Below are 17,897 nucleotides of genomic sequence, written 5' to 3' on the forward strand. Positions count from 1 at the left end.
AGTAGTCTTCCATGTCAAATCTTGAGCGCTTCCAGAACCTGGTCAAACGCATCGCCGCCACCCTCGGCGAGCCGACTCCCGCCCACGGCGAAGCGCTGCCGCCGCTGTGGCACTGGGCCTTCTTCCAGGAACCGGTGTTCGAATCCGGCCTGGGCGGCGACGGGCACCCGGCGCGGGGTGGCTTCCTGCCGCCGGCGGACAACCGCAACCGCATGTGGGCGGGCAGCCGCCTGGAGTTCATCGAGCCCTTGAAGGTGGGCGGGGAGGTGACGCGCACTTCCACCATCCTCGATGTCCAGGAGAAGCATGGCCGCACCGGTTCCCTGCTGTTCGTCACGGTGCGCCATGACCATTTCCAGGATGGCCGCCTGGCCCTGCGCGACGAGCAGGACATCGTCTACCGCGAGCCGACCCCGCCAAGCTGTCGAGCCCCGAGCAACTGCGCAGCGGCGCCTGGCTGGAAACCGTCGAACCCAGCCCCACACTGTTGTTCCGCTACTCGGCGGTCACCTTCAACGGCCATCGCATCCACTACGACTGGCCCTACGCCACCGAGCAGGAAGGCTATCCGGGGGTGGTGGTGCATGGGCCGCTGATCGCCACCCTGAGTCTGCGTGCCTTCTGCCGTGCCAATCCGCAGGCACGCCTGCGTCGCTTCGCCTTGCCGGCCTGGCGCCGCCCCTCGATGGGGTCTATCCGGATATCGAGAACGTCGAGGGGCTCGCCAGGACGGTTCGTTTCGCCCGTGACATGGGCTTCGCCGGCCTGCTGTGCATCCATCCCCGCCAGGTGGAGGTGATTCACCAGGCCCTGAGGCCCAGTGACGCCGAACTGGACTGGGCCCGCCGCGTGCTCGTGGCGGCCGCTTCCGGGGAGGGCGTGTTCGTGCTGGATGGGGCGATGGTGGATGCCCCGGTGATCGGCCGCGCCCGAAGCCTGCTGGAGCGGGCGGGGGAGTAAGAGCCGCCAGGCGTTGTCCGCTTCAAGTATCGTAGGAGCGATCTCCTACAGGGGATACAGCGAGAGCGTAGGGTGGAAATCCCTTTGGGGATTTCCACCATCGGTGTCTTGCAATGCCCCGCTGGTGGATAGAAAAGCGCTATCCCCCTACAGGCCGGCAAGAGGCCGGCAGCACCAACCAGGCTGGGAACCCCATGACACTGCCAATCCGAACTGAAACCGCCGCCGACGGCGCGGCCATCGAAACCCTCACCGCATCGGCGTTCCGGCACGCTCCCCATAGCAGCCACACCGAACAATTCATCGTCAATGCGTTGCGCCGCGCCGGCCAACTGACGGTTTCCCTGGTGGCGGAGGAGGGGAGCGAGATCCTCGGCCACGTCGCCATATCCCCCGTCTCCATTTCGTCCGGCGCCACCGGCTGGTACGGCCTTGGCCCCATCTCCGTGTCGCCGGGCCGGCAAGGCGAGGGCATCGGCTCGCGCCTGATGGAAGCCGCCCTGGCCGACCTGCGCCAGCTGGGCGCCGAGGGCTGCGTCCTGCTGGGCGATCCCGCCTACTACCAGCGCTTCGGCTTCGACGTCCGGCCCGGCCTGGAACTGCCCGGCGTACCGCCCGAGTACTTCCAGGCGATATCCTTCAGCGGCCGCTGGCCAACCGGCCAGGTGAGCTACCACGAGGCGTTCGACGCCACTGAATGAGACAGGCCGATTCCGCAATCGGTGCGCGCAGCGCACCCTACGGTTGAGGCCAAGGCCGCTCCCACAGGTCCAGCCAGCCAGGTAGGGTGCGCCGTGCGCACCGGGGGATGAGCGAGGCGCAGGAGTTTCGCCCCAGGTGTGCAGGTAGGCAAAAAGCAAGGTGTGGCGGCTTCAGGACGCCGCTTGCAGCTCCAGTTGCGCGCACAGGCCGCCGCCTTCGCGGTTGCTCAGGGTCAGGCGGCCGCCCAGCGCCTGGCTCAGTTGCTGGGCGATGGCCAGCCCCAGGCCGGTACCGCCGGTGTCGCGATTGCGCGAACTTTCCACGCGATAGAAGGGCTTGAACACTTCGTCCAGCTCCTCTTCGGCGATGCCCGGGCCGTCGTCCAGCACCTGCATCCGCACCTTGCCCGCTGCATCGCGTTGCACGTGCAGATGGGCGCTGCCGCCGAATTTCAGGGCGTTGTCGATCAGGTTGCTCAATACGCGGCGCAGGGCGTGGGGGCGGGTTTCCAGCAGCACCCCACTGGTTCCGTCCAGGCTCACCGCCTGGCCGCTGTCCTGGTAGTCGAGCACCAGGCTGTCGAGGAAGGCATCCAGGTCCACCCGGCACAGGGCTTCGCTGGCACCGTCCATGCTGCGGGCATAGGCCACGCCTTCACGCACCAGGTGCTGCATCTCGTTCAGGTCGCTCCACAGCCGCTCCCGTTCCAGCGACGTATCCATCTGTTCGACGCGCAGTTTCATGCGCGTGATGGGGGTCTGCAGATCGTGGGAGATGGCCGCCAGCAGCTGCATGCGCTCCTGCAGGTAAGCGGCGATGCGGCCCTGCAGGGCATTGAAGGCGCGGGCAGCGTAGGTCACTTCGCGCGGACCGCTTTCGTCCAGCTGCGGGCCGGGGGTATCCGGGTCGAGGTGGTCGACGGCCCGGGCCAGGCGGGTCAGGGGACTGATCGCCATGCGCACCGCCAGCCAGGTGCAGAGCAGCAGCACGGCGAGCTGCAGGATGAGCACCACCGGCAGCCACCGGGCCACCGGGATGGGCCCCGGGGTGACGTCGACCGTCAGCGGGCGGCCGTCGCTCAGCACAAGGTGCGCCTGGAAATGCGGCCTCGGCCCGGGGATGTTCTCGAAGCGCAGGGCATAGCGCTGGCCGATGGCCCGCTCGATGGAGATAGCCGCCATCTGTGCCCGGGCCATGTCCATGGGTTCGCCCGGCAGGCCGGCATCGAGCCGATAGCGGTAGTTGCGCCGTTCCAGCAGCGGCAGCCAGGTGGCACGTTCCTCCGCCGGCAGTCGATCGATCAGCGCCACGGCGGTGCTTACGTCATGCTCCAGGTTGCCGAGCATCACGTCGCGCCCGGTCTGATAGCGCTCGTAGAACTGCGAGGCGAAGGACAGCCCGTAGGCCAGCACCAGCCCGGCCAGGAAAATCAGCGCCAGGCGGGAGGCCAGGGTACGCGGCCAGCGGGGCAGGGCCATCACGGCATCGGCTCGATCAGTTGCACGGGCAGCGAGAAGACATAGCCTTCGTTGCGCACCGTCTTGATACAGGCGGGTTCGCGGGCGTCGTCCTGCAGGCGTTGGCGCAGGCGGCTGACCAGGAGGTCGATGGAGCGGTCGAACACGTCCGCCTCGCGGCCCTGGGTCAGGTTGAGCAGTTGTTCGCGGCTGAGTACCCGTTGCGGGTGGTCGAGGAATACCCGCAGCAGTCGGTACTCGGCGCCGCTCAGGGCGACCAGGGTGCCCTCGGCGTCCAACAGGTGGCGTGCGCTGGTGTCCAGGCGCCATTTGCCGAAGCCGATCAGCCGGCTGCTCTCGCTGATCTGCAGGTTGGGCGGCAGCATGCGGGTGCGGCGCAGTACGGCGTTGATCCGGGCCAGCAGTTCACGGGCCGAGAAGGGCTTGGTCAGGTAGTCGTCGGCGCCCATTTCCAGGCCGATGATGCGATCGGTCTCCTCGTTGCGCGCGGTGAGCATGAGTACCGGCGTGGACTTGTGCTTGCCCACCCGCAGCTCACGGCACAGGCGCAGGCCATCGTCGCCGCGCATCATGATGTCGAGGACGATCAGGTCCACCACATTGGCTTCGAGAAAGGCCCGCATCTGTCGACCGTCGGCCGCCAGGCTGACGCGCAGGCCATTCTTCTTCAGGTAGTTGCCCACCAGTTCGCGGATTTCCCGGTCGTCGTCGACGACCAGGATGTGATCGACATGGTCCATGGACAATCCTCCCATGACTCGTTTCGGGACCCAGTGTATCGGGCGCGACGGCGCTTGCCCGCCGCCCTTTGTATTGCAGTGTATCCAGCGCCGCCCTGATACCTGCGATTGCACGAGCCTCCCGCGTATCTGCCTGTATCAACGGCCGTCGCCGATACCTGGCGCGGCAATGGCCGTCCCTGCCCGACACATCGGCGATACCTCCGGCCGCTGGAATGGGCACCCAGCGGATGCCGTGACGCATCTGTCCAGCAATCAACCGTCAGGAGAACGATCTCCAATCGAGGTGCCCATGTTGCTTGTCGCCTTTCTCGGCGGGGTGCTGACCCTGTTCAGCCCCTGCGTGCTTCCTGTCTTGCCCTTGTTGCTCGCGCGCGCCGGCGGCCCCTCCTGGTCGCCATTGCTGACCCTGGCCGGCCTGGCCTCCGGCTTCGCCGTACTGGCGAGCCTGGCGGTCGTTTCCAGTGAATGGGTGATCCACGCCAGCCAGTGGGGGCGCTACCTGGCCCTGGTGCTGCTGGCCGTTTCGGCGGTGGCCCTGCTTTCCAGTCGATTCGGCACCTGGGTGTCGCGTCCCTGGCTCTGGTTGGGAGATCGGCTGCACGGGAATGCCCGGCGCCTGCCGCCGACGCTTTCGGCCTGGTCGATGGGGTTCGCCGCCGGCCTCCTGTGGGCGCCCTGTGCCGGCCCCATCCTGGGGCTGATCCTGTCCGGGGCCATGCTCAACGGACCCAGTACCTCGAGCAGCCTGTTGCTGCTCAGCTATGGCCTGGGCAGCGCCGTGGCACTGGGCGCCCTGATCTTCCTCGGGCGAGGTGCGATCCAACGGGCGAAGCTGTCGCTGCGTGCGATGGAATGGCTGCGCCGCGGCGCCGGTGCCCTGGCCTTGCTGGCGGTCGTCGGTATTGCCAGCGGCGCCAGTGACCAGTTGGCCGGGGTGGGATCGTCCCGCCTGGCGGCGGAACTGGAACGCAAGGTAATAGATGGCGTTCCGGCCCTGCTGGAGAACCTGGTGGGCAGCGCCCGCGCAGGGACCATCGAGCAATTGCCGGACCTGGGCGCGATGCCGTCGCTGGAGGGTGCCACCCAGTGGCTCAATGGCCCGGAGCTGACCAACGAAGACCTGCGCGGCAAGGTGGTGCTGGTGGATTTCTGGACCTTCGACTGCATCAACTGCCGGAACAGCCTGCCGTACGTGAACCAGTGGGCCGAGCGCTATGCGGACAAGGGGCTGGTGGTGATCGGCGTGCATACGCCGGAGTATCCCTTCGAGCGGATCATCGACAACGTTCGCGAGGCGACCGTTCGCCTGGGCGTCAAGCATCCGGTGGCCGTCGATAACCAGTACCGCATCTGGAACGCCTTCACCAATCAGTACTGGCCGGCGCACTACTTCATCGATGCCAAGGGGCGCATACGTCACTTGCATATCGGTGAGGGCGATTACCAGGAGCAGGAGGCGATCATCCAGAAGCTCCTGCAGGAGCGGCCAGGCGCAGCTGGTTGAGGGGCACGTAATACCTGGTGATGAAGCGGTTTTGGAAGCACCTGCCAGAGATGGTAGGTTCTTCCACCCCATTCACGGCCTGAGGACGACCTCCATGCGCCTGACAGGAAAGCACCGCGCACGGATCATGTTGATCGCCCTGGCTTCTGCACTGGGCAGCAATGCCATGGCCGCTGGCGACCAGGCGGGTATCGACGCCAGCGTGCAGCAAGCGGCCCGCAAGGTCATGCAGCAGTACGGCATTCCAGGCCTGGCCATCGCGGTAACGGTCAAGGGTGAACGGCACTTCTACAACTACGGCGTTGCCTCCAGGACGACGAACCAGGCCATCACCCGCGATACGCTCTTCGAAGTCGGCTCGGTCAGCAAGACGCTGAACGTAACCCTGGCCGCTTATGCCGAAGCCAAGGGCAGGCTCTCCCTCAGCAGCAGCCCCAGCCGGTATCTGCCGGAACTCAAGGGCAGCGAGCTCGACCAGGTGACGCTGATCAACCTGGCCACCCACACCGCAGGCGGTTTTCCGCTGCAATTGCCTGACGAGGTCAGGAACGACCGGCAGCTGATGGACTACTACCGGTCCTGGCAGCCCCGCTTCGCCCCCGGCACATACAGGACCTATGCCAATCCCGGCATCGGCCTGCTCGGCGTGGTTACCGCCAGCACCTTCGGCTTGCCCTACGCCAAGGCCATGGAGGTCGAGCTGCTGCCCAGGCTCGGCATGGCAAACACCTTCGTCGAGGTGCCGGCAAGTGCGATGCCGCGTTACGCGCAGGGTTACAACAAGGAAGATGCGCCGGTTCGGCTGACCCCGGCCGTACTGGCCGACGAGGCCTACGGCGTGAAAACCAGCAGCCAGGACCTGCTGCGCTTCGTCGAGGTCAACCTGGGCCTCGCGCAAGCGGATGCCGATCTGCAACGTGCAATCGATACCACCCGGACGGGGTATTACCAGCTGGGCGCGATGACCCAGGACCTGATCTGGGAGCAGTACCCTTACCCGGTGGCGCTGGATGCGCTGCTGGAAGGCAACGGCAGCCGGATGGCGTTGGAGAGCATGGCCGTTACTGCACTGAATCCCCCAACGCCGCCGCAGGCAGCCGTCTGGGTCAACAAGACCGGTTCGACCAATGGCTTCGGCGCCTATGTGGCCTTCGTGCCGGCGAAGAAGCTCGGCATCGTGCTGCTGGCCAACAAGAACTACCCGAACGAGGAGCGGGTGAAGCTGGCCTATCGCATCCTGGGCCAGCTGGAGTGACGGCCCGGACCCGGGTAGCCCGTGGCCGGCACTGGCACGGGCTCCCTGGCACAACCGGCCTCAGTGCGGGGCGCGATTGCGGATGGTCTTGAGCAGGTCGTCGGGGGTGATCTGGCCGACCACGCCGCTGGCGGCGCTGCCCGGCTGCGGCAGGTCGAGGATATGGCCCTTGATCTTGCCGACCACGTGCATTTCGCAGGGTTTGCAGTCGAACTTCAGGGTCAGCACCTCGTCGCCGTGCACCAGTTGCATCGGTGCCACCTTGGTGCGCACGCCGGTGACGCCCTTGGCCTGTTTCGGGCAGAGGTTGAAGGAGAAGCGCAGGCAATGCTTGGTGATCATCACCGGTACTTCGCCGGTTTCCTCGTGGGCCTCGTAGGCGGCGTCTATCAGTTGCACGCCGTAGCGGTGGTAGAAGTCGCGGGCCTTCTGGTTGTAGACGTTGTAGAGGAACGACAGGTGCGCCTCGGGGTAGACCGGCGGCGGCACGCTGACCGCCTTGCGCGAACCACGCGGGTGGGCGGCGACACGGGCCTCGGTCAGGGCCTCGATGGCTTCGCGGCGCAGGGCCTTGAGCTGGGAGGCGGGAATGAAATACGCCTGGGGCGCATCCAGGTCGATGCCCCTGGCGTGATAGGCGGTGGTACCCAGTTGGCTGAGCAGGTCACGCAGCTGTTCGAGCGCCTGTTCCGGCTTGTTCGCCGCGCCGAAGGGGCCGTCCAGCCTGACGCTGGTGCTCACCCCTTCTTCGCTGGTGGCGGTCAGCTCCAGGCGCTCTTCGCGCAGGCTGGCCTTCCAGTCGAGGCCTATGCGGCGCTCGGCGGAGGTCTTCAGCAGTGCCTGCTGCCAGTTGTGATCCAGGTTGCGGGAGAGCGGATGGTTCGGGCGCAGGCGGGAGAGGGCGGCCGGCATCTCGTTGGGTTCGACGCGATAGCGCCAGCGCTTTTCCCCTTCTTCTTCGAATTCGCCCTTCAGCTCGGCGATGTTGGCACGGAAACCGACCACCTCGCGCTTGACCAGGACATTGAGGCCATCGCCGTTGGTCAGCGGCTCATGGGTCACGGCAATCAGGTCGCGCTTGCCGACTTTCTCCACCTGGCCCACCGGCAGGCCGGTGAAGGTCGGCGTGTCGAAGGCGCCGATATCGATCTTGCGTTCGCTGACGAAGTAGTCGGTGCTGCCGCGGTGGAAGGTCTTGTCCGGATCGGGCACGAAGAAATGGTCGGTGCGGCCGCTGGAGGCGCGGGCCAGGTCCGGGCGTCCTTCGAGGATGCCGTCCAGGCGCTGGCGGTAATAGGCGGTGATGTTCTTGACGTAGCTCGCATCCTTGTAGCGCCCCTCGATCTTGAAGGAGCGCACGCCGGCGTCCACCAGGGCGCTGAGGTTGGCGCTCTGGTTGTTGTCCTTCATCGACAGCAGGTGCTTCTCGAAGGCCACCACGCGGCCCTGGTCGTCTTTCAGGGTGTAGGGCAGGCGGCAGGCCTGGGAGCAGTCGCCACGGTTGGCGCTGCGGCCGGTCTGGGCGTGGGAGATGTTGCACTGCCCGGAGAAGGCCACGCACAGGGCGCCGTGGATGAAGAACTCGATGGCTGCGTCGGTCTCGTCGGCGATGGCGCGGATCTGCTTCAGGTTCAGCTCGCGGGCCAGTACCAGCTGGGAGAAGCCGGCCTGGTCGAGGAACCTGGCGCGCTCCAGGGTGCGGATATCGGTCTGGGTGCTGGCGTGCAGCTCGATCGGCGGGATGTCCAGCTCGAGGACGCCCATGTCCTGCACGATCAGCGCATCGACGCCGGCGTCGTAGAGCTCGTGGATCAGTTTGCGCGCGGGCTCCAGTTCGTCGTCGTGGAGGATGGTGTTGATGGTGACGAACACCCGCACATGGAAGCGATGGGCGAACTCGACGAGCCTGGCGATATCCGCCACCTCGTTGCAGGCGTTATGGCGGGCGCCGAAGCTCGGACCGCCGATGTAGACGGCATCGGCCCCATGCAGGATGGCCTCGCGGGCGATGGTGACATCGCGGGCGGGGCTGAGGAGTTCGAGGTGGTGTTTGGGTAAAGACATGGCAATGACATCCGGCACTGGGGCAGGGGCGCATTGTACCGGGCAAGCGCCCGATCGACACCCTTGGAGTGCCGGATGGCGGGGTGGCGTTCAGCGCGAGCGGGCGGGCGGAATCGAGTAGGTGCCCACGACGTGGGCCACCGGCTCTTCCAGGCCTTCGGAATACAGGGAAACCTCACCCACGGCGAGGGTCTTGCCGACCTTCATCAGCTGGCATTCGCCGATGACGCGCCTGCGGGCCTCGGGCTTGCGCAGGAAGTTGATGGTCAGGCTGGTAGTGACGGCCAGCGGCACGATGCCGATCTCCCCGAGCAGGGCGACGTAGAGCGCGACGTCGGCTATGGCCATCAGCGTCGGCCCGGAAACGGTGCCGCCGGGACGCAGGTCCGACTCGTCGACGGGTTGCGAGACGGTGGCGCCGCGCTCGCCCACGGCTTCGACCACGACGCGGGTCTGAGGGAACTCTTCGCGGATGAAGCGGGCGATGGATTCTTTCTTGTCGGCCATACCGGACTCCCTGGTCTGCATTGTGGTCCGGACGCTGCCACAACCTCGCCGGCGATGTCCATGCCGAGCCCCTCGGCATTGACCTGGTGCAACATCATTCTCATGTTGGCCGGCTATGCTCCCCGGACGTGATTTCGAAGGGTAGCCGGGATGTCATTCGTCGATTCGATAGTCGCCCAGGTGCTGGGACTGGAAATGGGGCTCCATCACGCCTACGCGCGCCTTGCCTGCCGTACCGATGACGAGGCGCTGCACGATCTGCGCATCAACCTGCGCAAGCTGCGCAGCCTGTTGCGGCCGATGCGCCGGCTGGAGGCAGCCGGGGCGCTGGATGCGGCGGCGGCGGACGTCGGCCGGCTGACCACGCCGGTACGGGATCTCGAGGTGCTGATCGTCGAACTCGAGCGCCAGGGCTTCCGGGACCAGGCCGAACGTCGCAGGCACCTGCTGGAATCGCGCTACGCCGGCATCGAGAGCAGCGCCACCGTGCAGCGCTTCATGGCGGTACTGGATGGCTGGCCCGCGCAAATGCGCGAAGCCGAGCGCAATGGCGAGCTGGAAGGACTCCGCGAGCGCGTGCGGATCCGCCTGCAACGGCAATTGCAGCGCCTGCGCGAGGCCTTGGCCGATCCGGCGTTCGACCGCCATGCGCTGCGCCTGCTGGTCAAGCGCATGCGCTACGCCCACGAAGCCTACCTGCGGCTATCGCCGATCCCGAATGACGCCGTGCACGCCCTGAAGGCCGTGCAATCGGCCCTGGGCGACTGGCACGACCATTTCCAGTGGTGCCTGAAGGCCGATCAGGAAACGGACCTGCTGGTGCTCAAGGACCGCTGGGAAATCGCCGGCGCGGCGGAGCTCAAGGCCGCTGAGGTCGAGCTTTCGATCCTCGCCGAATGCATCGCCGAACAGGCACCCATGGAGGTGCAGGGCGCCCTGCCTGATCAGGGCGTTCCGGCCGCCTGAGGCGCCCTTCAGCCTGCGATGAAGGCGGCGATGTGCGCGGCGCTGGCTTGCGGATACTGCAGGTGGGGCCCATGGCCCGCGCGCGGCAGGGTCACCAGGTGCAGGGTGGGCAGGACGCCACTGAGCGCATGCCAGTTTTCCACCGGGAAGACGATGTCATGGTCGCCACCCAGATGCAGGACAGGCGTGTCGGTGGTGCGCAGCGCATCCAGCGCCGGCTGTAGCGGAAAGACCGGGTTGCGCGGGCCGTCCCCCAACTGCTGGCCGGCCCATTCATGGGGTACCTCCGGGCAGCGGCCGTCCTGGCGCGCGGCCATGCGTTCGGCGGAGCGGATGGCGGCTTCGCGGCTGGCGGACGAGGTCGGCTCGAAGAAGAGCTGAACGAAATCCTCGAAGTCGTTTTCCCGGCGCGCCAGCTCGTAGAACAGCGCCTCGCCGGTCTTCACCAACTGGCCGGGTGGCGTCGTGCCAAGCAGTACCAGGTGGCTGACCAGTTGCGGCGCCTGCAGCATGACCACCTGCGCGGCGATACCGCCCAGGGACCAGCCGCCGAGCACGACCTTGCCCAGCCCCAATGCGGTGATCAGCTCGATGGTGTCGCGCGCCAGCGATGCCGGGTCATAGCCAGGTGTTCCACCGGACAGGCCGAGGCCACTGTAGTCGAATACATGCACCTTGAACCCATGTGCCGCGAGCGCATCGAGGAAGGCCGGGTCCCAGGAGTCCATGACGCCGCGAAATCGCAGGCACAGCACCATGGGCGTGCCTTCTCCGATAACTCGATAGGCCAGGCGGCGGCCATTGCATTCGACGAACAGGTTGGGCACCTGGCTGGCGGACTGGGCGTTCGGCATGGGGCTGCTCCTTCGATGCGTCGGGCTACAGGAGGGTGCCGTCATCGCGGCCCGCGACCGGGGGAGCGAGGTGTCCGGTACCCCTGCAATGTGATGGTGGCAACCATGCAGGGTAGACCAGTTGCCGGGCAAGGCTGGAGCAGGCCGCTGCCGCCGATCCGGTCGCTGGCGGCACGCCCTGTTGCCGTCCTCAGTGCCTGGTGACAGGCGCCGTCGCTTCGCCGCTTCCATCGGCCGGCCGCGTGCGGACGATCAGCAGGCGGCCATAGATCAGCCCGATCAGGCCGGCGACCACCGACGCGACCAGTACGCCCAGCTTGGCCGCGCTCAGCAGGTCCTGCTGGAGGAAGGCGAGGTTGGCAATGAAGATCGACATGGTGAAACCTATGCCGGCCAGGCAGCCGACCAGGGCCATCCAGGGCCAGCTCATGCCCGGCGGCAGGCTGCACCAGCCCAGGCGAACCAGCAGCCAGCTGCTGCCGAGCACGCCCAGTGGCTTGCCCAGCACCAGGGCCGCGGCGACGCCCGTCAGCACCGCCAGGGACGCGCCCTCGCCGAAGTCGACGCCCCCCAGGCTCACTCCGGCGTTGGCCAGGGCGAACAGCGGCATCACCAGATAGGCGACCCAGGGGTGCAACGCCGCCTGCACACGCATCACCGGCGGCAGCAACTCGCGTTGGGCCTGTCGAAGCTGCTTGATGGGCTGCAGCAGTTCGGCGGCGTCGCCCCTGGACGACTGCTCGCGCCGGGCGAAATCGCTGATGGCCCGCGTCGCCACCAGCAGTGGCGGGTCGATGCTTTTCACCGCGCGCACGGGCGTCATCAGGCCGAGCACCACGCCCGCCAGCGTGGGGTGGGCGCCGGTTTTCAGCAGGCCGAACCAGAGCAGCGCACCCGGCAGCAGGTAAGCGTAGGCGGAACCCACGCCGATCCGCTGCAGGCCCAGGACGAGCAGGATGCCCACGCCCGCGATGACGAAGCCCAGTGGGTCCAGGCCGCCGGAGTAGAACAGGGCGATGATCAGGACCGCGACTATGTCGTCGATGATCGCCAGGGCCAGGAGGAACACCCGGACAGACGCGGGCACCGAACGCCCCAGCAGGGCCAGCACCCCGACCGCGAAGGCGATGTCGGTGGCAGTCGGGACCGCCCAGCCCTGGCGCAAGCCTTCGGCACTGTTGAAGGAGAGGTAGAGCAGGGCCGGGACCAGGACGCCACCGAAGGCGGCGATCATGGGCAGGGCGGCCAGCTTGAGGCTGGCCAGGGCGCCTTCATGGATCTCCCGGCGGATCTCCATGCCGACGACCAGGAAGAACAGGGTCATCAGCCCATCGTTGATCCAGAAGTGCAGCGAGTTGGAGATGACCAGGTCGCCGATCCCGAACGACAGCGGCATGTGCCAGAAATGCTCGTAACCGCCGGCGTAGGGCGAGTTCGCCCAGATCAGCGCGGCGGCGGCCGCGATCAGCAGGACGATGCCGCTGACGGTCTCGATGTGCAGGAATTTTTCGAACGCGGAGAAGGCCTTGTCGGCAATACGCTGCGCAGCCGGCAGCGCCTTGGGGGAAGGGGCTTGGTTCATGGTCGCCAATACTCAGCAGCTTGTGCGGCGGCCCGACCGACACATGAAACCTGCCCGACTGCATGCGCAGCCAGACACCCGGCGCGCAGGTTACAGCGCCTTTGCCGATTTGACCAGCCAGTGCTTGCCGGCCTGGCGAGCCCCTCACCCGAGGCAGTAGGTCTGCGGCCGCTCAAAGCGCCAGGCTGTGGATCAGCTGGGCGGCATCCTGCGGGTCGCGCTGGCACTGGAATCCCAGTTCCCGGGCCAGTTCATGCATCTGCGTATTGGCGACGGCATCTACTGAATACATCCGCTTGAAACCGTGGCGCCGAGCGGTATCGATAAGATGGAGCATCAAGGAACGGCCAAGCCCACGGCCCTGCCAGGCGTCGGCCACCGTTATCGCGCATTCGCACTGGCCGGTGGCATCCGAGGCGGCATAGCGGCTGACACCCACCTCGATGAGCTCGCCGTCCTGATGTACCAGGGCGACGAAGGCCATCTTGTGCTGGTAATCCACCTCCATCAGATGGTCCAGCAGGGCGGGGCTGACCTCCTTGATCGCCCCCAGGAAACGGAAATGCCGGGTTTCGGGGGACAGGTTCCGGATGAACTCGACTTCCCGCGCCCGGTCTTCGGGACGCAGGGGGCGGATCAGCACATGGGTGCCATCGTCCAGGGGCTCGATCCAGTGGTCATCGTTCTGGGCAGCGGCGACAGCGGCGAGTGGCTGCGTGCTCTGTTGCGTGGACATGCTGCGTACTCCGTGTTGGGAAGCCTGAGGAATTCTTGCGCCCAGCCGGCAGGCGACCTTTGATCAGCGTCAACGCAAAAGCGGGTGATCGGGCGCAGGCTGGTCCCATCGGCATGATTCCTCTGGAGGTGTCGGCATGGCCAGGATCACTCCCCTTCGTTCCACTTCGGCGGCTCCGCCGCGACGAACCGGGCTGCGAGCCTGGCTCGGGCGCCTGCGGGACATCATCGACCGGCTCTTCTACCAACTGATCAGGATGCCGTCCGGGCGTGGCGGCAAGGTGAGGAAGGCAGGCAAGGAGAAGGGTAGGCACTAGCCGCGTCGGATTGGCGCCCGGGTGCGGGCGATCGCGCCGGCGAACCGGCGCGACCGAAGGCATCAGAGGATGCTGAGGGGGTACTCGATGAAGGCGCGGACTTCGTTGAGGTCCGGGCCCACCTGGTTGTCGGCGCGGTAGATGGAGTTGCGCAGCTTGAAGGAAAGGTCCTTGGCCGCGCCGTCCTGCACCACGTACTTGAACTGGTTGAAGATCTCGCGCTCGGTACCGTCGTTCTCGCCGCCGGCGACGATGTCGCTGCCGCGCACGTAGGCGAACTTGTAGCTCAGGCCGGGCACGCCGTAGGCGCCGAAGTCCAGCTCGTAGCTGGCCTGCCAGGAGCGCTCGTCTTCCAGGTTGAAGTCCGAGAAGTAGGAGTTGGCCACGTAGATGGTGCTGCCGCCGTCGCCGAAGTCGTAGGCGTAGCCGGCATCGCCGGTGTTGCGCTGATGGGCGACGATGAAGGCGTGGGCACCAATGCTGTACTTGGCCGCCAGGCTCCAGAGGGTGTTCCTGTCGTCCTGGCCGTCACCGCCGAAGGCCAGTGCGGCGACCGAGCCGTCGTCGTACTTGGTGCGATAGATGTTGAAGTCGAAGTTCAGCGCCTGCTGGTCATCGAAGGGGATGTTCCAGTTCAGGTTGGCGTAGTACTTCTTGTACATGTCCTCGACGTCGGAGTGATAGAGCGACAGGCTGAAGTCGTCGGTGACCGCATAGCTGCCGCCAACCACGTCGATGCTCTTCAGGCGGTTGGGGTCGCGCGCCGGGTCGCCCATGGGGCTGTCGCCGGTGAAGTGGCCGGCATTGAGTTCCAGACCCTCGATTTCATTGCTGGTGACCAGGGTGCCGGTGAAGGCCTGGGGCAGCAGGCGGCTGTCGTCATGGGCCAGTACGGGCAGCGAGGGGAACTGATTGCCGTACTTGAGCACGGTGTTGGAGACGCGCAGCTTCGCCACCGCGCCGGCTTCGGAGAGGTCGTCCACCGGGTGGCCATCGCTGTCGGTATCGAAGAAGGCGGTGTAGTTGCGGCCGCGCCCGCTGTCCAGCTTCACGCCGAGCAGGCCGTAGGCGTCGACACCGAAGCCGATGGTGCCCTGGGTGAAGCCCGACTCGAAGGTGCCGATGAAGCCCTGGCCCCAGACCTTGGCGTCGGCGGCGCCATCCTTGAAATCACGGTTGAAGTAGGCGTTGCGCAGCAACAGGGTGGCGTTGGCGTCTTCGATGAAACCCTTGGATTCGGACTGCTCGCTGGCGATCGCGGGGAGGCTGGCAACGGCGGCAACCGCCAATGCCAAGGCGCTCAGGGAGTTGATTCGCATCACGGATGCTCCTGAATGGTCGTTTTTTGGTATTGGGAATGGCAGGAATTCAAGCGACTGATCAATGACCGCAAGCGAAAGCGCGTTTGCGGATCCATTGGTCATGATTCTGATTATTGGCGTCATCGGTGCAATGCGCGCCAACAGTTATCATGCGCGGCATGATACCGGAAACTCCGAGTGTCGATTTCAATTATCGACGAGATAAATGAAATCGGCCGATTGGCAGATATTCAATCCACTTCCACTCATCGCCTGGGGCAGCTCTTTCATCAACTCTCGCAAGGCGTTTGGCAATAACGCAAAGTGTTTCCGGGTGCAATTCGAAGTCTCCGAGTATTGATCTTTCGTCGTATTGACAGCCTTTGTAGGTCCCGAGATAGACGTGTCCGTGATCGATCCATCAAATGGCTGAGGAATTGAATGTCAAGGGCGATTTCATGACCTGTCTGGCGCCACTACCGGTTGCAGACGGGGAATCCCATGAATTGCCGTCAATAGTTTCCATCAAGGCGTTCGATTTTCGATGTGAGGCGGAGTCGGTAGACTCGCCCCTCGATGAAGATCTCGCCGGGCGCACTTTCTGCTGCTCTGCCATGAATGCGAACGGCTCCTCCGCTTCATCGTTCCTTTGGTTTAATCTCTTTGGCCGCCTTGCCCCAAGGCGGCTCTTTTTATTTCCGCGAACATTGGCCACCTCGCTGGTGCCGCCACCCTGCATGGTGCCCAGGCCCAGGGCCCTGAGCGTCATGCCCAAGGGGCGCGCCGGCCTTGCGAGCAGATTCGGTCTTCCCGGCAAGCTGGCGGACCGGGCACGTCCCTGGCGCGGGGCCATGCGACTCCGTCGCCGATCCCGGCAGCCCCGGCCATCATTGGCTATCGTTGGCACAAGGTACTCAGGCACCTGGATTGGCCACAGCGAGCTCCATGGACAGCGGCCTCCAGCCATTGGCGAGGCCCTGAATGAGGCATTGGATGACCCCCTGTACCCTGGCCCTGGCGGGCCTTGGCGCCGCATTGCACTTCTACGTAGCCGCCTTCAAGTCCGCCAACGGGCTGGATACGTTCACTGCACCCTTGATGTTCTGGGCCTTTACGCCTTATGTCGTCTGCGTGCTCCTGCTGGCCGTGTCCAGGTCGCCGCGGGTGCCCCTGCTGGCGGTCAGCTGCGTGCTCCTGGCCGACTGCGCGCTGTTTCTCGGCACCTTCGCCTGGCCGGACGGTTCCACGACATCCCTGGGGCTGTCGTTCGCCCCGCTGGGCAATCTGCTGGTGTCCATCCCCTTCGGTGTACTGCTCGGTCGGCTGGCGGAGTACCGGCCGCACAAGTAGCCGCCCGCCGGACGCAGGGCATGCCTAGGGGGTGGGCCTGTCCCTGGCCGCCACCCGTGGCAGCGTGAAGCAGAACATGGCGCCGTGGGGGCTGACGTTCTGCGCCCAGATCTCCCCCCGATGGCGGGAGATGATGCTCTTGCACAGCGCCAGGCCAATGCCATTGCCGCTGACCTTGGAGGAAAAGAAGCCGTCGAACAGCTTTTCCTGGTGCCCGGCGTCGATGCCGCGCCCCCGGTCCTCGACGCAGAGGATCGCCGAGTCGCGGCTCAGCGCCGTGTAGATGCGCAGCCTGCGCTGGGCCAGGGGCAGATCCATCAGTTCTTCGATGGCGTTGAAGGCGAGATTGAGAATGACCTGGCCGATCAGCACCGGCTCGCAGCTCACCAGCAGCGGCACGCTGGCCGGCGCGACCTCGATCCGTACGCGGCAGGGTTGTCCCTTGAGGCTGATGAAGTAACGGGTCTCGGCAAGCACCTCGTTGAGGTCGACGACCTGTTCGGCCTGCTCCAGCTTCACCACGTAGCCGCGCACGCTCTTGATGATCAGCGAGGCGTGCTCGATCTGTCGTACGGCGCTGTTCAGGCCATAGGCGACCTGTTCGTTGGCCGGGGCGTTGCGGTCCAGGCGCAGCAGCGCCCCTTCGATGAAGTTGCGTGTCGCCGCCAGGGGCTGGCTGAGTTCGTGGGCGATGGCCACGGCCATTTCACCCATGGCGTTGTGCCGGGCCAGGTACTCCAGCTTCTGCTCGCTGGCCCGGCGCGCCTCTTCGGCGGTCACCTGCTCGGTCACATCGCGGAACAGCAGCAGATGGCCGCGCAGGTCGTCCTCCAGCTCGATGTAGCGGCAGGTCGCATGGTGCCAGTGCCAGCTGCCGTCGCCGTGGCGAATGCGGTAGTGGACGCTGTAGGGATCGCGGCTGGGCCGCTTGCGCCCCAGGTTGGACAGCAGCCGCTGGCGCGACTTGTCATCGCACAGGTCGGTGAAACTGTGGCCCAGCAGCTCCCCCTCGCTGCAACCGATGAGGCGCAGGCCGGAATCGCTGATGAAGCGGATGGCACCATCGGCATCCAGCACCGCGACCCCCTCCGCCAGGTCCTGCATGAAGGTCCGCAGCCGGCTCTCGAAACGCTTCAGGTCGCGCTTGACCTGTTCCTCGCGGGAAATATCGCGGAACTGCACCATCAGCACATCCCGCTCGGCGAGGTGGACCAGGGTGGCGACCGCCTCGGACAGGATCTCGACGCCCTGCTTCGAGCGATAGCACCATTCGATGGCGCGTTGTCCGGTGCGCGCCGCGCCTTCCAGCCAGCGCAGGCCGACCGAACGGCGGTACTTGGGCGCGCTGCTGGTCATGTCCGGCGCCTTCAGCGGCACCAGTTCCTCCAGGGTGAAGCCCAGCACAGCAAGTGCCGCGGGGTTGGCCCAGAGGATCTCCTTGGTCCTGGCGTCATGCAGGATGATGCACAAGGGCATCGCCTCGACGAGTCTGCGGAAGTCGCTGTCCCGGGGTGTGAACATCTTGCGGCCTCTGATGGGTTTCGATCGCCGCCCGGGTGGGCGGTCACTGCTTTATACC

Annotated in this window: 14 protein-coding genes and 2 pseudogenes; 7 read left to right on the forward strand and 9 right to left on the reverse strand. The window is 65.9% G+C overall.

The window, feature by feature from the left end; all coding sequences use genetic code 11:
- Positions 1-11: 11 nt before the first annotated feature.
- The 3 genes and pseudogenes from ACFPU0_RS26255 to ACFPU0_RS26265 all read left to right on the forward strand — a co-directional run.
- A pseudogene (locus ACFPU0_RS26255) lies at positions 12-661 on the forward strand (FAS1-like dehydratase domain-containing protein); the annotation flags it as partial.
- Positions 658-960: pseudogene (locus tag ACFPU0_RS26260) on the forward strand (HpcH/HpaI aldolase/citrate lyase family protein); the annotation flags it as partial. The pseudogenes ACFPU0_RS26255 and ACFPU0_RS26260, both read left to right, overlap by 4 nt.
- Before the next feature lie 194 nt (positions 961-1,154).
- The gene (locus ACFPU0_RS26265; protein ID WP_377696222.1) at positions 1,155-1,661 is read left to right on the forward strand and encodes a GNAT family N-acetyltransferase; all 507 of its coding nucleotides are present in this window, start codon (positions 1,155-1,157) and stop codon (positions 1,659-1,661) included.
- Between the two features lie 171 nt (positions 1,662-1,832).
- Here ACFPU0_RS26265 and ACFPU0_RS26270 read toward each other — a convergent pair whose 3' ends face one another.
- Positions 1,833-3,140: a sensor histidine kinase gene (locus ACFPU0_RS26270; protein ID WP_377696251.1), complete on the reverse strand. Its 1,308-nt coding sequence runs from the start codon at positions 3,138-3,140 to the stop codon at positions 1,833-1,835.
- A complete protein-coding gene (locus ACFPU0_RS26275) occupies positions 3,140-3,880 on the reverse strand; it encodes a response regulator (RefSeq protein ID WP_377696223.1) in 741 nt (246 codons plus the stop codon). Before ACFPU0_RS26275 ends, ACFPU0_RS26270 begins: the two co-directional genes overlap by 1 nt.
- 292 nt (positions 3,881-4,172) lie before the next feature.
- On the opposite strand from ACFPU0_RS26275, the gene ACFPU0_RS26280 reads away from it, so the two are divergent.
- Together ACFPU0_RS26280 and ampC are read left to right on the forward strand one after the other, a co-directional pair.
- On the forward strand, positions 4,173-5,387 hold the full coding sequence (locus ACFPU0_RS26280; RefSeq protein ID WP_377696224.1) for a cytochrome c biogenesis protein DipZ: 1,215 nt from the start codon (positions 4,173-4,175) through the stop codon (positions 5,385-5,387).
- 94 nt (positions 5,388-5,481) lie between these two features.
- Positions 5,482-6,642, forward strand: coding sequence for a class C beta-lactamase (gene ampC, locus ACFPU0_RS26285; protein ID WP_377696225.1), 1,161 nt, complete (start codon positions 5,482-5,484; stop codon positions 6,640-6,642).
- Between the two features lie 60 nt (positions 6,643-6,702).
- Here ampC and ACFPU0_RS26290 read toward each other — a convergent pair whose 3' ends face one another.
- Entirely contained in the window at positions 6,703-8,706 is a 2,004-nt protein-coding gene (locus ACFPU0_RS26290) for a peptidase U32 family protein (RefSeq protein WP_377696226.1), read from the reverse strand.
- Positions 8,707-8,796: 90 nt separating this feature from the next.
- Positions 8,797-9,213, reverse strand: coding sequence for a PaaI family thioesterase (locus tag ACFPU0_RS26295; RefSeq protein WP_377696227.1), 417 nt, complete (start codon positions 9,211-9,213; stop codon positions 8,797-8,799).
- A 150-nt stretch (positions 9,214-9,363) separates the two neighbouring features.
- Between ACFPU0_RS26295 and ACFPU0_RS26300 the strand changes: the two genes are divergently transcribed.
- Positions 9,364-10,179, forward strand: a complete 816-nt coding sequence (locus tag ACFPU0_RS26300; protein WP_377696228.1) for a CHAD domain-containing protein — start codon at positions 9,364-9,366, stop codon at positions 10,177-10,179.
- An 8-nt stretch (positions 10,180-10,187) separates the two neighbouring features.
- Here ACFPU0_RS26300 and ACFPU0_RS26305 read toward each other — a convergent pair whose 3' ends face one another.
- The 4 genes from ACFPU0_RS26305 to ACFPU0_RS26320 form a co-directional block, all read right to left on the reverse strand.
- Positions 10,188-11,033, reverse strand: coding sequence for an alpha/beta fold hydrolase (locus ACFPU0_RS26305; RefSeq protein ID WP_377696229.1), 846 nt, complete (start codon positions 11,031-11,033; stop codon positions 10,188-10,190).
- Between the two features lie 190 nt (positions 11,034-11,223).
- Positions 11,224-12,615: a Na+/H+ antiporter NhaA gene (gene nhaA / locus ACFPU0_RS26310; protein WP_377696230.1), complete on the reverse strand. Its 1,392-nt coding sequence runs from the start codon at positions 12,613-12,615 to the stop codon at positions 11,224-11,226.
- 172 nt (positions 12,616-12,787) lie between these two features.
- Positions 12,788-13,351 carry a GNAT family N-acetyltransferase gene (locus ACFPU0_RS26315; RefSeq protein WP_377696231.1) on the reverse strand — a complete coding sequence of 188 codons (564 nt, stop codon included), beginning with the start codon at positions 13,349-13,351 and terminating at the stop codon, positions 12,788-12,790.
- A gap of 378 nt (positions 13,352-13,729) precedes the next feature.
- Positions 13,730-14,986, reverse strand: a complete 1,257-nt coding sequence (locus ACFPU0_RS26320) for an OprD family porin (RefSeq protein WP_377696232.1) — start codon at positions 14,984-14,986, stop codon at positions 13,730-13,732.
- 975 nt (positions 14,987-15,961) lie between these two features.
- Between ACFPU0_RS26320 and ACFPU0_RS26325 the strand changes: the two genes are divergently transcribed.
- Complete coding sequence (locus tag ACFPU0_RS26325) at positions 15,962-16,318, forward strand: hypothetical protein (RefSeq protein ID WP_377696233.1); 357 nt, start codon at positions 15,962-15,964, stop codon at positions 16,316-16,318.
- A 24-nt stretch (positions 16,319-16,342) separates the two neighbouring features.
- Here the strand turns inward: ACFPU0_RS26325 and ACFPU0_RS26330 are convergent, their stop codons facing one another.
- A complete protein-coding gene (locus ACFPU0_RS26330) occupies positions 16,343-17,839 on the reverse strand; it encodes a PAS domain S-box protein (RefSeq protein WP_377696234.1) in 1,497 nt (498 codons plus the stop codon).
- Between the last annotated feature and the right edge of the window lie 58 nt (positions 17,840-17,897).

This window comes from Pseudomonas sp. GCM10022186 (assembly GCF_042656385.1).
In the GTDB taxonomy this organism is placed as follows: Bacteria; Pseudomonadota; Gammaproteobacteria; order Pseudomonadales; family Pseudomonadaceae; genus Metapseudomonas.